A 15,876-nucleotide genomic window follows, 5' to 3' on the forward strand; every position below is an offset into this window, starting at 1 on the left:
GCCCCCAGCTGCCCGCTCGACCTGCGAAGGTGACTTCTCGGCCTGCGAAGGTGACTTCTCGGCCTGCGAAGGTGACTTCTCGGCCTGCACAGGTGACGTCTCGGCCTGCAAAGGTGACGCCTCGGCCGGCATGGGGGTCGGGTCGGGGAGAATCCTGAGGCCGGATGTGTGGGTTCGGCGTACGCTCTGGGTATGACGTTCTTGATCATCTTGCTGGTCATCGCAGCAGCCGTCGGTGGGTACGTTTTCCGGGTGCCGATCGTTGCCAAGCTGACCGGGCAGCCACGCAGCCGCATCGAGCGGCAGATCGGGCCGAAGGCCAAGCGCCTTCCCTGATCCTTTCCGGGAGTCCCGCGGGGAATCCTTGGTGGGACACGTGCGTTGAGACGTACGTGTCCGCCGATCTGGCGAGCACAGACTCCAGACCGGAAGTGAGACCGCAATGCCCACCGTCGAGCTCGGCGCAGAGAACTTCGAGAGCACCGTCAGTGACAACGAGATCGTTCTCGTGGACTTCTGGGCGTCCTGGTGCGGACCGTGCCGCCAGTTCGGCCCGATCTACGACGCCGCCTCCCAGGAGCACCCCGAGATCGTCTTCGGCAAGGTCGACACCGAGGCCGAGCAGGCGCTCGCGGGTGCCGCCAGCATCACCTCGATCCCGACGCTGATGGCCTTCAAGAAGGGCAACCTCGTCTTCTCCCAGCCCGGTGCCCTGCCGGCGCCCGCGCTCAAGCAGGTCATCGACGCGGTCGTCGAGCTCGATGTCGACAAGGCGCTGGCCGAGCAGGACGCGAAGCAGTCCGGCGAGTAGGCGCCTTGTCGTCGCGAGGAGCGAGCCGTGGCGAGACTCGGACCGGACCGAGTGTCGAGATCAGAGGCCGGTCATGACGGGCATCGGGTTTGATAGCGGTGTGACCGAAGATGCCCACGCCGAGCTCCTCCGCCTGCGCGGCAGCATCGACAACCTCGATGCCGCCCTCGTCCACCTTCTCGCCGAGCGCTTCAAGTGCACCGAGCAGGTCGGCCGGCTCAAGGCGCATGCGGGCTTTCCGCCCGCCGACCCCAGCCGCGAGGCGGTCCAGATAGAGCGGCTCAGGCGACTCTCGGACGACGCCGGGCTCGATCCCGAGTTCGCCGAGAAGATCCTCAACGTGATCATCGCCGAGGTGATCCGCAACCACCGCCAGTTCGTGGAGGATTGAGCCTCAGCTACGAGCCTCAGCCCATGACCCGGGCCAGCCACGCGTTCCAGAAGCGGCGGTCCGGGTCGAAGCGGCCTACGAGCTCCTTGAAGTCGTCCCAGTGCGGAAAGCTTGCCCCGGGGTCGGTGGTCGCGAAGAGCTTGCCCCAGTGCGGACGGGTGCCGGCCGGGAGCCGTTCCTCGAGGTCGGGCAGGAGCTCGCGTACGCCGGTGGCGTCGGGCTTCCAGGTGAAGTGCAGCCCGACGGTGTCGGTGCCGTAGGCCGGCGAGAGCCAGAGCCGGTCGGCCGCCACGGTACGAATCTCGCAGACCATCAGCAGCGGCCGGACACGGTCGGCGAGGGACCGGACAGCGCTCACGGCCTCGTGGGCACGGTCGAGCGGCACCAGATATTCGCTCTGCAGCTCGTCGCCGACGCTCGGCTCGAAGTCGGGCCGGAAGTGGGGCAGACGCTCGTGCCAGAGACCGGCGACGCCGAGCTGGTCGGTGCAGGGCGCTGGGTCGAGATCGGGGACGACGTGGTGCGCGAGGGTCGCGGGCACGGTGCCGGGGATCTCAGCGGGCGTCGTACGCGACTTCTGCCAGACCCTGGCGACCGACCCGTCGGACTCATCCGTCCACCGGGTGAAGATCGAGACCGAGTAGGCCGCGCTCAGGATCTCGACGAGATGTTCTTGCAGGTCAGCATAGGAAAGACCCTCGTGAACCGTCTGCGTGACCTGAAAGGTGGGCTCCGTCCGCAGCTCCAGGTGGGTCACGATCCCCAGAGCGCCGAGCCCGACCACCGCTCCCTCGAAGTCGGCTGAGCCCGCCTCAAGGCGCACCAGGTCGCCGCGGCCGTCGACCAGCTCCAGAGCGGTCACGGAGGTGGCCAGCGAGCCGTTGCGGAGCCCGGAGCCGTGGGTGCCGGTCGCGACCGCTCCGGCGATCGAGATGTGCGGGAGCGAGGCGAGGTTGGGCAGCGCCCGTCCGTGCGACTGCAGCCACTCGGCGAGCTCGCCGTACCGCATCCCTCCAGGGACCCTGACGATGTCGTCGGCCAGCGAGGGTGACCCGCCGAGGCCGTCGAGGGAGACCAGCACGCCCGGTGTGTCGGCGAGATCGGTGAAGGAGTGCCTCGACCCCAGGGCACGGACCTTCGGCTCGCGCAGCACGAGGTCGCGTACGTCCTCCACGGAACGTGGCCGGACGAGCTCTCGCGCGGTGTAGTCATGGCTGCGCGCCCAGGTCGATCCGCAGGGCTCGAGGGCAGGCGTCTCAGAGGGCATAGGACGGATCGTAGCGATGACATGCCCTTGTCGCCGGTGGTCTACTGGACTGTGCACGTCGAACAGCACGTCGAACCGAACACCTCGAAACGGGAGGGCAGATGAGCGAGTACGCAGCAGAGGCCGACCTCGAGGAGCAGTCGACCGGCATCGAGGTGGTGGCCGTCGACGACGAGGCGCCGCTGGATGCCGAGGAGCCGGCCGCTCCGCCGCCGGATGACGTCGACGAGGCCGACTACGCCGAGCAGACGCTCGACGCGGGCAACCCCGACGACGCCTACGACTACTGATTCACTGAGAGATCGCGATCTCTAAGATCAGGAGTTCTGCGGGAACCCCAGGTTGATCCCGCCGTGCGAGGGGTCGAGCCAGCGCGTGGTGACGGCCTTCTCACGGGTGAAGAAGTCCAGGCCGGCGGGGCCGTAGGCCTTCGCGTCGCCGAACAACGACGACTTCCAGCCCCCGAAGGAGTGGTAGGCGACAGGCACCGGGATCGGCACGTTCACCCCGACCATCCCGACCTGCACCTCCCGCTGGAAGCGGCGCGCGGCGCCGCCGTCGTTGGTGAAGATCGCGGTGCCGTTGCCGAACTGACCGGAGTTGATCAGCTCGAGCCCCTCCTCGTAGCCGGAGACGCGGACGACCGAGAGCACCGGCCCGAAGATCTCCTCGGTGTAGGCCGTCGAGGTGGTCGGCACCCTGTCGATCAGGGTCGGCAGGATCCAGAAGCCGTTGGGGTCACCGTCCACCGAACCCTCAGAGCCCAGCGCGGCTCGGCCGTCGACGACGACATCTGCGCCATCGGCCGCGGCCACGTCGACGTAGCCCGCCACCTTGTCCCGGTGTGCGCCGGTGATCAGCGGCCCCATGTCGGTGCCGCGGGTGCCGTCGCCGGTCTTGAGGGTCGCCATCCGCGAGGTGACCTTCTCGATCAGGGCGTCGGCCACCGAGTCGACCGCCAGCACCACCGAGATCGCCATGCAGCGCTCGCCGGCGGACCCGAAGCCGGCGTTGACCGCGGAGTCCGAGACCAGGTCGAGGTCGGCGTCGGGCAGCACGAGCATGTGGTTCTTGGCGCCCCCGAGCGCCTGGACCCGCTTGCCGGCCGCGGTGCCGCGCTCGTAGACGTACCGGGCGATCGGGGTGGAGCCGACGAACGAGATCGAGGCGACGTCGGGGTTGTCCAGGAGCGCGTCGACGGCCTCCTTGTCGCCGTGCACGACGTTGTACACCCCGTCGGGCAGGCCGGCCTCCGCCCACAGCTCCGCGATCCAGCTGGACGCGGTCGGGTCCTTCTCCGAGGGCTTGATCACCACCGCGTTGCCGGCTGCGATCGCGATGGGGAAGAACCACATCGGCACCATGGCGGGGAAGTTGAACGGGCTGATGATGCCCACCACGCCCAGCGGCTGCTTGAGCGTGGTCACGTCCACGCCGGAGGAGACCTGCTCGGAGACCGTGCCCTTGAGCAGGTGGGAGAGCCCGCAGGCGAACTCGACGATCTCGAGACCACGGGCGATCTCGCCGGCGGCGTCAGAGAGCACCTTGCCGTGCTCGGAGGTCAGGATCTCGGCGAGCTCGCCCTGTCGCGCGTTGAGCAGCTCGCGGAACTTGAACAGCACGGACGTACGCCGGGTCAGCGAGGTCTCGCTCCACTCGGCGAACGCCTTCTTGGCCGCCGAGACGGCGGTGTCGACGTCGGCGGCCGCGGCGAAGCGTACGTGCTTCTGGACCGTGCCCAGCGCGGGGTTGTAGACGTCGCCGAGGCGGGTGCCGGTGCCGGGGCTGGTGGCCCCGCCGATCCAGTGGTCGAGAATGGGGAGATCGGTCATGTCAGGTCCTTAGATGTCAGAGCGAACCGAGCACGTCGTCGTAGATCGACATCGCCTCGGCGACCTCGTCGGGGGTGACGATGCACGGGGGCACGACGTGGATGCGGTTCTCCATGGTGAACGGGAGCAGGTCACGGGCGATGAGCTCGGACTTGATCTTCCCCATCGTGGCGGCCGGCAGCGGCTCGCGCGTCTCGCGGTCGGCGACCAGCTCCAGGGCCCAGAAGACCCCGGTGCCACGAACCTCCCCGATCACGGAGTGCTTCTCCGCCAGCGCCGCGAGACCGGGCGCGATGTGGTCGGTGCCGATGGTCGCGGCGTTGTCGACGATGCCCTCCTCGTTCATCGCCTCGATGGTCGCCACGATCGAGGCCATCGCGAGCGGGTGCCCGGAGTAGGTGAGCCCGCCAGGGAAGACCTGGTCGTCGAAGGTCGCCGCGACCGGGTCGGAGATGATCACGCCGCCGGCGGGTACGTATCCGGAGTTGACCCCCTTGGCGAAGGTGATCAGATCCGGCACCACGCCGTACGCGTCCAGGGCCAGCCACTCGCCGGTGCGACCGAAGCCCGCCATCACCTCGTCGAGGATCAGCATGATCCCGAACTCGTCGGCCAGCGCCCTGGCACCGAGGAGGTAGCCCGGCGGCGGCATCATGACCCCGGCGGTGCCGGGGATGGTCTCGAGCAGGATCGCCGCGATCGAGCTCGGTCCCTCGGACTCGATGACCCGCCGCAGGTGTTGCAGGGCCCGCTCGGCCTCCTGCTCGGGCGTGGTCGCCCAGAACTCCGAGCGGTAGAGGTAGGGGCCGAAGAAGTGCACGTGGCCCCGGGCGTACTCGTTCGGGATTCGGCGCCAGTCGCCCGTCGCGACGATCGCCGCGCCGGTGTTGCCGTGGTAGGAGCGGTAGGTCGAGAGCACCTTGTCGCGGCCGGTGTGGATGCGAGCCATCCGGATCGCGTTCTCGACCGCGTCAGCGCCTCCGTTGGTGAAGAAGACCTTGTTGAAACCTGCCGGCGCGACGTCGGTGATCCGCTCGGCCGCCTCACCGCGTGCCAGGTTGGCGGTCGTCGGCCCGATCGTGGTCAGCGTGTCTGCCTGCCTCTTGATCGCCTCGACGACCCGGGGGTGCTGGTGGCCGATGTTGGTGTTGATCAGCTGGGAGGAGAAGTCCAGATACGTACGCCCCGAGTCGTCCCAGACCCGCGAGCCCTTGCCACCCGCGATGACCAGCGGATTCAGCGACGCCTGGGCGGACCAGGAGTGGAAGACGTGAGATCGGTCGAGGTCGTAGGCGCGGGAGTCACTGCCCGAGACGGGCCCCGGAACGGTCACTGTGCTGGTCAAGGCTGCCCCCTGGGGTGCATGGCGGACATGGGACTGTCTTTCTCACTCTATGCGGCTCAGGCTCATGCCTTCGCCGTTACTGGACGGTTCACCTCGGGGATCACCAGATCGCCGTACGCCGCCAGGGTCTCGTCCATCGCGTCGTGCTGCAGGTAGACGGCGAACTGATCGACCCCGAGGCTCTTGAGCTCGTTGAGCTTGGCGACCTGCTCCTCGACCGAGCCGAGGATGCAGAACCGGTCGACGATCTCGTCGGGTACGAACGCGGTGTGGGCGCTTCCGGCCCGTCCGTGCTCGTTGTAGTCGTAGTCCTCGCGGCCCTTGATGTAGTCGGTCAGCGCCTGCGGGACGGCTCCGCCTCCGCCGGAGTCTGTCGAGACGCCGTACTTGGCCACGATGTCGGCCACGTGGTTGCCCACCATCCCGCCGAACCACCGGCACTGCTCACGGGCATGGGCCAGTGCCTCGGGCGAGCCGTCGGTGACGTACGCCGGGGCGGCCACGCAGAACGTCAGCGACTCCGGGTCGCGGCCGGCGTCGGAGGCCGCCTTCTTGACCGCCCCGATCATCCACTCGGTGATGTCCGGATCGGCCAGCTGCAGGATGAACCCGTCGCCGACCTCCCCGGCCGCCTTCAGGGCCAGAGGGCCGTAGGCCGCGATCCAGACCTCCAGCTCGGAGCGCTTGGCCCACGGGAACTGCAGCGTGCTGCCGTTGACCTCGACCGGGCGCCGGTTGGCCAGCTCGCGGATCACCCGGGTCGCCTCGCGCATCTCCCGGATCGTCGACGGTTTCCCGTTGAGCACCCGCACCGCCGAGTCGCCGCGCCCCATCCCGCACACGGTGCGGTTGCCGTACATCTCGTTCAGGGTCGCGAAGACCGAAGCGGTCACCGTCCAGTCGCGGGTCGCCGGATTGGTGACGAAGGGGCCGACCGTGATCGTGCGGGTCTCGGCGAGGATCTGGCTGTAGATGACGTACGGCTCCATCCACAGCAGGTGGCTGTCGAAGGTCCACACGTTGTCGAAGCCGTACGTCTCGGCCTGCTTCGCCAGGGAGACGACCCGCCAGACGGGCGGGTTGGTCTGCAGCACCACACCGAAGTCCATCCGATGTACCTCCGGTCAATCGGACCAGCGTCACGACATCGTCGCGACCTGTCGGGAACGTTACTCCTGAAGGGGTATCTGGATTAAGGAATGCGGTTGTTCGCGTTGGCTCGCAGGAGAATCCGTGACGACCGGCGACTTTGCGACTCAAGCCGACGCATCATAGGTGGTGCGGAACACCGACTCGGCGAGCCAGCGCTTGAAGCTGTCGTTGTCGCTGAACTGCTTGAACAGTTCGGTGTCGTCGCGGAGGACGGACATCATCACCCGCCCGAGGGCGCGGTCGTGCTCGATTCGGGCGTTGTCGCGGTCGTTGTTCCGCATTGCGATCTGGTATGCCTCATCCTCGGCGACGCGGCGGGGGATGTCCTCGGTGATGAGCCGCTTGACCCGGTCCTCATCGGTCCATTCGATGTTGCCGAAGAGCTGGTTGAACGTGTTGAGGATCTCCGAGAGCCGTTCCTTCTCCTCGTCGATCACGTGGCCACCCGACCCCACCGGGACGGGATCGATCTCCGCGTCCTCGTCGGCGAGCGCGATCTTCATCGCCTCGCGCTTCTCGGATCGGTAGGAGTCCAGGTCGATGTTCTCCAGGATCCCGGCGGACTGGTCGTCCTCACGCGGCGCAGGCAACTTCGGGATCAGGTGTTCGAGGAAGAGGCAGAGCCTCTCCCACTCCGGCAGCCCATAGGGAAGCAGGGCGGCCAGGAAGTTGTACGTCCGGGTGAACGACTTCGCAGCACCCTTGAACCCGACCTGGTCGTCCTCCTCCTGCAGCTCCAGATACTCGGCCACGCAAGCGTCGAGCACCGGATCGAGCTGGTCGCGCTCGACTCCGCCGAGGAAGAGCTCAGTGAACTTGTCCACCGTCTCGTGGGTGTAGATCCCGTACGTCTCGATGGTCGCGACCAGGTCGTGGAGCTTGTTCGGGTCGGTGGCCGAGCTGAGCACGGTTGTGCGGTAGTAGCGGGAGAAGGCCTTCTCGATGTCCTCGGCAGAGTTGGCGAAGTCGAGGACGAACGCGTCGTGCTTGGCCGGATGCGCGCGGTTGAGCCGCGACAGCGTCTGGACGGCCTTGACTCCGGAGAGGGTCGTGTCGACGTACATCGTGTGCAGCAGCGGCTCGTCGTAACCGGTCTGGAACTTGTCGGCTGTCACGAGGATTCGGTAGGGATCCTCCTTGATCTTGTCGGGGATGTCCTTGGACGGGAAGCCGTTCAAGGACGCCTCGCTGACCTTCAGACCCTTGTAGTCGTGCTCCCCTGAGAAGGCCACGATCGCCTGGTAGGGACTCTTCACCTTCTCCAGCTGGTCACGGATGGCGTGGAAGTACTCGATCGCCCGCGGGATCTTCCCTGCGACCACCATGGCGCGCGCCTGGCCGCCGATCTTCTGCTTCCCGATCACCTGGGTGCGGAGGTGGTCGACGATGATCTCGGCCTTGAGCCCGATCGCGTGGTCGCTGCCCTCGACGTACGCCCGCAGCCTCTTCGAGGCCCGCTTGGTGTCGAACTCGGGGTCGTCCTCGACGGTCTTGACCAGCCGGTAGTAGGACTCGACCGGCGTGAAGTTCTCCAGCACGTCGACGATGAAGCCCTCCTGGGTGGCCTGCTTCATCGTGTAGGTGTGGAACGGGCGGTGCTTGGTCTCGGTGCCCTCCACATACGGGATGCCGAACATCTCCAGCGTCTTGTTCTTCGGGGTCGCGGTGAAGGCGAAGTACGACGCGTTGGACAGCATCTTGCGCGACTCGATCATCTGGTTGATCTCGTCCTCGACGGTCCATTCCTCGTCGTCCTCCTCACGGTCGCGTCCGCCGAGCGCTGCCGACACCGCGGCCGCGGTCTTACCACCCTGGCTGGAGTGGGCCTCGTCGATGATGATCGCGAACCGGCGGTCGCGGTGCCCAGAGCCGATGTCGTCGAGGATGAAGGGGAATTTCTGCACCGTGGTGATGATGATCCTGCGCCCGGCCTCGATCGCACGGCGCAGATCTCCGGACCGGTCCGCGTGCACGACGGTCGCGCCGACCTGCAGGAACGACTTGATCGTCGCGGTGAGCTGACTGTCCAGGATGACCCGGTCGGTCACCACGATCACCGAGTCGAACGCGTTCGCCCTATGGTGCTTGGCCTCGGTGAGCTGGTGAGAGAGCCAGGCGATCGAGTTCGACTTTCCCGAGCCCGCCGAGTGTTGGACCAGATACTTCTGCCCGACCCCGTTGGTCGCCACGTCGGCCAACAAGCGACGTACGCCGTCGAGTTGGTGGTGGCGCGGGAAGATCTGTGCCGAAGTCTTCCGCCGGGTCCTCTCGTTACGCGTCGTGACGATCTGGGCGTAGTTCTCGATGATGTTCGCCAGGCTCGCCGGTGCCAGGATCTCCCGCCACAGGTAGTCGGTGCGCAGCCCGTCGGGATTGGGCGGGTTGCCGGCTCCGTCGTTCCAGCCCTTGTCGAACGGAAGGAACCACGACGACTTACCCTTGAGATGGGTGCAGAAGCGCACCTGTGCGTCATCGACCGCGAAGTGAGCCAAGCATCGTCCGAAGCCGAAGAGCAACTCACGCGGGTCCCGGTCGCGTTTGTACTGCTCCACCGCATCGTCGAAGGTCTGCTTGGTGATGTTGTTCTTCAGCTCGAAGGTCGCCACCGGCAGCCCATTGACGAACGCCGCCAGATCCAGTGCCAGCCCCGGGCGGCTCACGCTGTACTGGAGTTGACGGGTCACCGAGAACCGATTGGCCCCGAAGAGCTCCGCTGCGCGGGTGTTCCCTGGCGACGGCGTCGGGAAGAACAGATCGACATGGTGGGCCCGGTGCTTGATGCCCTTGCGCAGCACCTCCACGGTGCCCTTGCTGGTGATCTCCCCCTGGATCCGGCTCAGGAACTCACGCCGTACCGGGGTGTCGGTGGCCAGGCCGAGCGCGTCGACCAGCTGCGGCTGCGTCGCGTCGATGAACGCGGTCAGCTGAGCGAGATCGACCGCGAAGGAGCGCTCATAGTCGCCCGGCGCACCCTCGACCCAGCCGCCCTCGGCCATCTGCCGCACGACCAGCGTCTCCAGCGACTCCTCGTTCAACCGCACAGCAGAAACCCTAGCGCCGACCTCCGACACAAGGCGTATGAATCCGGCCCGCATGCCCGAATTTCATCGGGCCTGCGCTCGGGTCAGCGCTCGGTGCCGCCTTCGTACTGTTTGAATTCGTACTTCCGCTTCAGGTCGTGACCCCAGCCGTAGTCCTTGGTGATCCGCTGAGCCCTTCCGAGCACGATCCCGGGCGCAATCCCTAGCTCGTCGGCGAGGGACCGGATTGCGCCGATATTGCGCCCCCGGGGTATCCGGGCCACGAAGTCAGGTGGGATGAAGGTGTCGGCTGCATACCGATCCGCCTCGGCCTCGGCCTCGGTCTCCTCGCCGTTGAGATAGAGCTCTTTGTCCCCGTGGAGGAGCACGTGGCCGATCTCGTGGAGGAGCGTGAACCAAAGTTGATCGTCGCTCTTGCCGAGCACGGAGAGCTGGATCACCGGGTGAGCATTGAGCCACCGTGTAGCGCCGTGGATCCTCAACCCGGGGACACCTGGGACGAAACATACGACGACGCCGGCCTCGAAGAGAGCGTGCGTGGCGCCCTCGATTCCTTCCAGACCCGGAGCAGTGGTGAGAGCGCGCAGGGTCGGCACCACCTCAGCGACGCGGTCGCGGTCGAAGTCGGGCACGTCGCCCAGACTGTCGTGGTGACGCTCTGCCAACGCCAGCCAGGTCGCAAGCAGCGGCACGTCCTTCCGCCCGGCCGCGGAGCGGCGGTAGGCGATGCTTCCCTCTGTCCAGGTCTTCTCGAAGGCCGAGAAGCTGGCCACACCGAGGAGGCTGAGCAGCTCGCGCACCGTATTGACGTGGTCGCGTGCTGGCGCCTTGATGTAGCCGAACTTACGCAGGAAGGTCAGCGGGAACGCCTTTGCCTGCTGATACTGCGCTGCCAGGTCACCTTCCGCGGCACGGCTGGCAAGCTCCGAGCGGTAGCCGGACTCGTACAGGTTCCAGATCCGCGCCGGGACGCTGGTCACCTGCTCCAGGCTCAGAGCCATCGGGTGAGAGAGCGGCGCCTTACCGCTGAGCAGTTCGCTTACATACTTACGGGAGGTGCCGAGCCGGCGCGCCAACTCAGCAGCGTTGATCCCTTCGTCGTCCATCCACTCGGCGATGAAGTCGCCCGTGGTAACGATGTAGTTCAGTGTGGTGGTCATCGGTCTACTCCTCTCGCGGCGTCTAGTGGTAGTCGACGATCTCGACCACCAGCACCGTTACCCGCTCGCCTTCCTCCGGCTGCACGATCAGCCGCCAGTTGGCGGTCAGGCGTGCCGACCATTGGCCTGCACGGTCCCCCTTCAGTTGCTCCCACTTTCCCGTCCCTGCCAGGAGATCCTTCATCTCCTCGACCCGAACGAGTTCGGTAATTCGCATCTGGAGCTTCTTCGCAACATCTGCCCCGAGCTTCCTCTGCATCTGACGGGCGTCAGTGCAGATCCGCTCAAGGTTCTTGTCAGCGTATCTCAGCTCCATGCTCCGATGTTACCTAAATCGTAACATTCATGCGAATGGTTGCGAAGCTCGCGTCCGTCAGCGCTTACGGGGAGCGTCAGACGATCTGGACGTAGCGGAACGGCACCTGCCAGACGGTTCCGGCGATGTCGACCTGATAGCGAGTACGCCCTACCTTGACCACCACGCCGACCTGGCCGCCCAGGGTCCCCTCGTGACTGATCCGCGCGCGACCCGGGACGGTGGCGGACGACGCGAGTACCGGCGCGGACCGCGTCGAGGAGCTCGATAGTTCGGATGCATCTGCCAAGCGCCCGGCACGCGGGGCAGGTCGGCGGGGATGCAGCGCTGCCCGCTCGCCCCGATCGCCCTCGCCTGGCAGCCCAGACCGGTCCGTGGCCCGCTTTTGGACCGACCAACGCATGCGCGATCTCGTGCAGCACTGTGTCTCTGGCATCCTCGACCGGATGGATCCGGGTCACCGCCGCCGACAGTGTCAGCAGATGCTGGGCGTAGTGGCAGGCGCCCGCCTGTCGCTTTGCCCGGCTGAACCGCAGCCCCCAGTCCTTCAGCCCGTGTTCGTCCATCAGCGCTCGCCCCAGGTTCCACGCCTCAAGCAGATCCATCGCCCGCGACCCCTACGCTCTCGACCTCGCCCCCACCCATCCATCGCCCGGATCGACCTCCGGCAGCGATGCCGCGATCGCTCGTACGTCGACCTGGCCGGTAACGACGTCCGCGACGAGGCGAGTGCGAAACTCCTGCAGCAGATCTATCTCCAGGTGCGAGCGGTCAATCGCGACACGAGTGGGTTGCAACGCGCCGTTGACAATGGCGACGGCGCGTACCTGCCCGTCGAGGCTGGGGAGCGGGATGCGCAACGCCTTGATGTGGCTCTGTGCGAGCTTCGGCATCGTGTCGCTAGAGCCCCTGGCGGAACCTTCGATCTGGGACCGCACTCTGCGTGACCGAAGCAGGATGTCGGCAAAGCCTGGAGACAGCAGTTCCTGCCGTGGCACGAGCCGGTAGATGAGGTCTGACATGAAGGTCTTGGCGCGCACACCACGGACAAGCGCAACGTCGCCGACGCGTTCACGGGTGTTCGACCGCGTCATGAGGAGGTCACCGTCATGAAGTTCAAGCCCTGCGGGAACGGACAGCGTCGGCTCCACAGGCTTGAGCGCGTCCGGCTTGAAGGTGCCCCGGTTCACGGCCGAGAGCGTCAGGACCGCCCACTGATCGTCGGCCAGCTCGCCTTCTGCTGCAGACGGGCTCATGCCTTGCTCGACGCGATGCAACGCGCGGCCGAGCAACGGCGCTGGCGCATTCGCCGCGACGTCCTCGAGAACCGCCTCGACCCGTGCGCGCGACTCCTCCCCAAGCAGGGCGATGAGGCGGCGCTTGGCGGCGATGGCCTTGTCGATGCGGGAATTGGCGTGGGCGAGGTATTTGACGATGGCTGCCTGCTCGTCAGCGGGCGGCACAAACAAAGGAGCATCGAGCCAGCGCTCGTCGGTCAGTTGCAGACGGGACTTCCAAACGCCTCGCGAACGTACCTGGAGTTCCCATTGGAAGGGGTCCGAGCGCACGAGGTGGTGGAGAAAGGCGGGGTTGAGACCCGCTCCGGAACGACCTCTATATACCCCATAGGCCGTGCTGACGATGCCATGATCTTGGGCGACTCCGATACCTCGCCCCCACGCCCAGAGGCTGTTGATGACCAGGTCGTCGGGCCAGCAAAGCTTGTGCCCCACGTAGTTCTCGGCTTTGAACATGGACACTGTTGCTGACGATCGTGGAATTACCCCACGACCGGACGACACGGTGAGGAGTTCCTCAGACCCGCTATCCGAGCGCACGTCCACCGGCCGCATCAGTGACTTTGCCCGCCGCAGCTTCCAATGGGTTGGAATGGACTCGCACCAAGGCAGACCTGTTGGAGTTCGATCGGCATATGCCCTCACAGCGGTGAACATCAGGCGCCGCCGGCGATCTCAGCGATCAGGTTGTCGGTCTCGGCTTCGAGGGCGCGGATGTCGGCCTGGATCTCGGCGAGGGTTCGCATCGGGGCGGGCTTGTAGAAGTGGCGGGTGAAGGAGATCTCGTAGCCGATCTTCGTCTTCGACTCGTCGATCCAGGCATCGGGAGCGTAGGGAAGAACCTCGCGACGGAAGAAGGCCTCGATGCCGTCGGCGCACTCGCCGGCTGGCTCCTGGAGCGGGATCTGCTCGGTGTCACGCAGATCGGTGTCCGGTTCATACTGGACAACACGTATCTTCCCGTCGACGCGAGCCGAGTACAGGCCGCGGAGCGGGTCGGGTTCGGCGGCGTACGGCAGGGTTCGCTTGATGATCGCCGGGGCGTCCTCGCTGCGCTTTCCCTCCTCCTTGAGCTCCTTGATCTCGGCGGGCTTGTAGACCCGCTCGGGGTCGGCGCCGATGATCCGCAGCGGCCGCTCGACCGTGATCTTGGAGTAGCCGAAGGCGCGGTTATCGAAGACCTTTGACTGCTCCGGGTCCGCCTCATCGAAGGCGTGGAAGGTCTCCATGATCCGGGCGATGTTCGCCTCGGAGAGCTCTACGCCCTTCTCGCCGAGATTCTTCCGCAGCGGCGTGAACCAGCCGGTCGCGTCGATGAGTTGCACCTTGCCCTGGCGGCGCGCCTCCTTGCGGTTGCTCAGCACCCAGACGTACGTCGCGATCCCGGTGTTGTAGAACATCTTCAGCGGCAGCGCCACCACGGCCTCGAGCCAGTCGGACTCGATCACCCACCGGCGGATGTTCGACTCGCCTTGGCCGGCGTCTCCGGTGAAGAGCGAGGAGCCGTTGTGAATCTCCGCGATCCGGCTGCCGAGTTCGGTCTTCTGCTTCATCTTCGAGACCAGATTGGCCATGAAAAGCATCTGGCCGTCGCTGCTCCGGGTGACCAGCGAATACTCCGGGTCGCCGCCGTGCTCGATCACGAACCGCGGGTCGCGGATCTTCTTCGCGCCGCCCATCCGCTCCTGGTCGGTCTTCCACGACTTGCCGTACGGCGGGTTGGACAGCATGAAGTCGAACTCGTCGCCCGCGAACGCGTCGTTGACCAGCGTTGAGAACTCCGGACCACCCTTGATGTTGTCGGCCTCCCCGCCCTCACCCTTCAGGATCAGGTCGGCCTTCGCGATGGCGTACGTCTCGGCGTTGATCTCCTGGCCGTAGAGGTGCGTGGTGACCTTGCGGCCGTCGGTGATCTGCTTCAGCGTCTCCTCCGCCACGGTCAGCATCCCGCCGGTGCCCATCGCGCCGTCGTAGAGCTTGTACGTCCCTTCGGGGATCCGATCGGCGATCGGCTCGAACATCAGCCGCGTCATCAGCCTCACTGCGTCGCGCGGGGTCCAGTGCTCGCCGGCCTCCTCGTTGTTCTCCTCGTTGAACTTGCGGACCAGCTCCTCGAAGACTGTGCCCATCCCGTGGTTGTCCATGCCCTTCGGGGACAGGTCCAGGTCCGGATTGAGGTACTTCGTGAGCAGCGAGCCCAGCGCATCGGCCCGGACCAGTTTGGGGATCTGGTTGCGGAGCTCGAAGTTGTCGATGATCTCCTGGACATTCGGGGAGAAGCCGTTGAGGTAGGCCTTGAAGTCCTCCTCGAGCCGCTTGGCGTTGGAGATCGTCGAGAGGTGTTTCATGGTGAAGCCGGAGGTGTTGTAGAACGCCTGTCCGGCTGCATCGCGGAGCGAGGCATCTTTGTTCACGATCCCGGCCTCGTCCAGCATCTTGTCCGTCGCAGCGACCTGCTCGCGGACCGGCTCCAACACCGAGTCGAGCCGCCTGAGCACCGTGAAGGGCAGGATCACGTCGCGATACTTGCCCCGAACGTACAGGTCTCGAAGGACGTCATCGGCGATCGCCCAGATCAGGCTGACGATCCGGCTGTGGTTGGCGCTGTTCACGCAGGTTGCTCTTTCTGAAACGCTTGATGGGGGCGGCTTCTCCGGCGCTCTCCGCCGGGCATCCGTGCCGCATGGGCAGCCTAGAGCAAAGAGCCGACACAATCGCAGTGCCTGGGCCGCCGTGATCTGCCGTCCGCGGCGTCAGATGAGGTACTGGGAAAGGCCCCGCTTGAGATAGTTTCCGTGGCCCTTCGCGCCTCGGAACTCGCCGTCGGCGACGACCACCGAACCGCGCGAGAGGACGACGTCGACGTGCCCGTCGATCTCGTAGCCCTGCCAGGCGGAGTAGTCCATGTTCATGTGGTGGGTCTTGCCGTCACCGACCCCGATGGACGTGTGCCCGGCCGGGTCGTAGACGACGATGTCGGCGTCCGCGCCCGGAGCGATGACCCCCTTGCGGCCGTAGAGCCCGAACATCCGTGCTGGCGTGGTCGCGATCAGCTCCACCCACCGTTCGAGAGTGATCTGCCCGGTCACCACGCCTTGGTAGAGCAGGTCGACGCGGTGCTCGATCGACCCGATCCCGTTGGGGATGGCCCGGAAGTCGTCCTTGCCGAGCTCCTTCTGCTCCTTCATGCAGAAGGGGCAGTGGTCGGTGGAGACCATCTGCAGGTCGTTGGTGCGCAGCGCCTGCCACATCGCGTCCTGGTG

General features: G+C 66.1%; 14 protein-coding genes and 1 pseudogene. 4 read left to right on the forward strand and 11 right to left on the reverse strand.

The features are described 5' to 3' along the window. Positions 1 to 192: 192 nt before the first annotated feature. The 3 genes from ACRDPS_RS00030 to ACRDPS_RS00040 all read left to right on the forward strand — a co-directional run bounded on the left by ACRDPS_RS00030 (position 193) and on the right by ACRDPS_RS00040 (position 1,202). Positions 193 to 336, forward strand: a complete 144-nt coding sequence (locus ACRDPS_RS00030) for a hypothetical protein (RefSeq protein WP_431499562.1) — start codon at positions 193 to 195, stop codon at positions 334 to 336. Between the two features lie 106 nt (positions 337 to 442). Continuing rightward, positions 443 to 811 carry a thioredoxin gene (gene trxA, locus ACRDPS_RS00035; protein WP_431499563.1) on the forward strand — a complete coding sequence of 123 codons (369 nt, stop codon included), beginning with the start codon at positions 443 to 445 and terminating at the stop codon, positions 809 to 811. Between the two features lie 100 nt (positions 812 to 911). Continuing rightward, positions 912 to 1,202: a chorismate mutase gene (locus tag ACRDPS_RS00040; RefSeq protein WP_431499564.1), complete on the forward strand. Its 291-nt coding sequence runs from the start codon at positions 912 to 914 to the stop codon at positions 1,200 to 1,202. Between the two features lie 16 nt (positions 1,203 to 1,218). Here the strand turns inward: ACRDPS_RS00040 and ACRDPS_RS00045 are convergent, their stop codons facing one another. After that, a complete protein-coding gene (locus ACRDPS_RS00045; RefSeq protein WP_431499565.1) occupies positions 1,219 to 2,469 on the reverse strand; it encodes an FAD-binding protein in 1,251 nt (416 codons plus the stop codon). Positions 2,470 to 2,570: 101 nt separating this feature from the next. Between ACRDPS_RS00045 and ACRDPS_RS00050 the strand changes: the two genes are divergently transcribed. Continuing rightward, positions 2,571 to 2,759 (forward strand): hypothetical protein, encoded by a 189-nt coding sequence (locus tag ACRDPS_RS00050; protein WP_431499566.1) that lies wholly within the window; start codon positions 2,571 to 2,573, stop codon positions 2,757 to 2,759. A 27-nt stretch (positions 2,760 to 2,786) separates the two neighbouring features. Here ACRDPS_RS00050 and ACRDPS_RS00055 read toward each other — a convergent pair whose 3' ends face one another. The 10 genes and pseudogenes from ACRDPS_RS00055 to ACRDPS_RS00100 all read right to left on the reverse strand — a co-directional run. Continuing rightward, positions 2,787 to 4,301: a CoA-acylating methylmalonate-semialdehyde dehydrogenase gene (locus ACRDPS_RS00055; protein ID WP_431499567.1), complete on the reverse strand. Its 1,515-nt coding sequence runs from the start codon at positions 4,299 to 4,301 to the stop codon at positions 2,787 to 2,789. A 16-nt stretch (positions 4,302 to 4,317) separates the two neighbouring features. Then, positions 4,318 to 5,646 (reverse strand): aspartate aminotransferase family protein, encoded by a 1,329-nt coding sequence (locus ACRDPS_RS00060; RefSeq protein ID WP_431499568.1) that lies wholly within the window; start codon positions 5,644 to 5,646, stop codon positions 4,318 to 4,320. Between the two features lie 62 nt (positions 5,647 to 5,708). Then, positions 5,709 to 6,755, reverse strand: coding sequence for a TIGR03842 family LLM class F420-dependent oxidoreductase (locus tag ACRDPS_RS00065; RefSeq protein WP_431499569.1), 1,047 nt, complete (start codon positions 6,753 to 6,755; stop codon positions 5,709 to 5,711). 147 nt (positions 6,756 to 6,902) lie between these two features. Next, a complete protein-coding gene (locus ACRDPS_RS00070; protein ID WP_431499570.1) occupies positions 6,903 to 9,839 on the reverse strand; it encodes a type I restriction endonuclease subunit R in 2,937 nt (978 codons plus the stop codon). Between the two features lie 83 nt (positions 9,840 to 9,922). Continuing rightward, on the reverse strand, positions 9,923 to 10,999 hold the full coding sequence (locus tag ACRDPS_RS00075; protein WP_431499571.1) for an ImmA/IrrE family metallo-endopeptidase: 1,077 nt from the start codon (positions 10,997 to 10,999) through the stop codon (positions 9,923 to 9,925). 22 nt (positions 11,000 to 11,021) lie between these two features. Beyond that, positions 11,022 to 11,315, reverse strand: coding sequence for a type II toxin-antitoxin system RelE/ParE family toxin (locus ACRDPS_RS00080; RefSeq protein WP_431499572.1), 294 nt, complete (start codon positions 11,313 to 11,315; stop codon positions 11,022 to 11,024). 359 nt (positions 11,316 to 11,674) lie between these two features. Then, positions 11,675 to 11,920, reverse strand: a pseudogene (locus tag ACRDPS_RS00085) (SprT-like domain-containing protein); the annotation flags it as partial. Between the two features lie 12 nt (positions 11,921 to 11,932). After that, a complete protein-coding gene (locus tag ACRDPS_RS00090) occupies positions 11,933 to 13,069 on the reverse strand; it encodes a hypothetical protein (protein WP_431499573.1) in 1,137 nt (378 codons plus the stop codon). Between the two features lie 200 nt (positions 13,070 to 13,269). After that, positions 13,270 to 15,225 (reverse strand): type I restriction-modification system subunit M, encoded by a 1,956-nt coding sequence (locus ACRDPS_RS00095; protein ID WP_431499574.1) that lies wholly within the window; start codon positions 15,223 to 15,225, stop codon positions 13,270 to 13,272. Positions 15,226 to 15,366: 141 nt separating this feature from the next. Further along, positions 15,367 to 15,876 (reverse strand): amidohydrolase family protein (locus ACRDPS_RS00100; protein WP_431499575.1); only part of this gene is annotated, 510 nt, incomplete at its 5' end.

Source organism: Nocardioides sp., from assembly GCF_050699375.1.
Lineage (GTDB): Bacteria > Actinomycetota > Actinomycetes > Propionibacteriales > Nocardioidaceae > Nocardioides.

Bases quoted from the DNA above. Each gene is read 5' to 3' on its own strand.
- ACRDPS_RS00030 (WP_431499562.1), top strand. From the start codon at position 193: ATGACGTTCTTGATCATCTTGCTGGTCATCGCAGCAGCCGTCGGTGGG.
- trxA (WP_431499563.1), top strand. From the start codon at position 443: ATGCCCACCGTCGAGCTCGGCGCAGAGAACTTCGAGAGCACCGTCAGT.
- ACRDPS_RS00045 (WP_431499565.1), bottom strand. From the start codon at position 2,469: ATGCCCTCTGAGACGCCTGCCCTCGAGCCCTGCGGATCGACCTGGGCG.
- ACRDPS_RS00050 (WP_431499566.1), top strand. From the start codon at position 2,571: ATGAGCGAGTACGCAGCAGAGGCCGACCTCGAGGAGCAGTCGACCGGC.
- ACRDPS_RS00055 (WP_431499567.1), bottom strand. From the start codon at position 4,301: ATGACCGATCTCCCCATTCTCGACCACTGGATCGGCGGGGCCACCAGC.
- ACRDPS_RS00065 (WP_431499569.1), bottom strand. From the start codon at position 6,755: ATGGACTTCGGTGTGGTGCTGCAGACCAACCCGCCCGTCTGGCGGGTC.
- ACRDPS_RS00075 (WP_431499571.1), bottom strand. From the start codon at position 10,999: ATGACCACCACACTGAACTACATCGTTACCACGGGCGACTTCATCGCC.
- ACRDPS_RS00080 (WP_431499572.1), bottom strand. From the start codon at position 11,315: ATGGAGCTGAGATACGCTGACAAGAACCTTGAGCGGATCTGCACTGAC.
- ACRDPS_RS00090 (WP_431499573.1), bottom strand. From the start codon at position 13,069: ATGTTCAAAGCCGAGAACTACGTGGGGCACAAGCTTTGCTGGCCCGAC.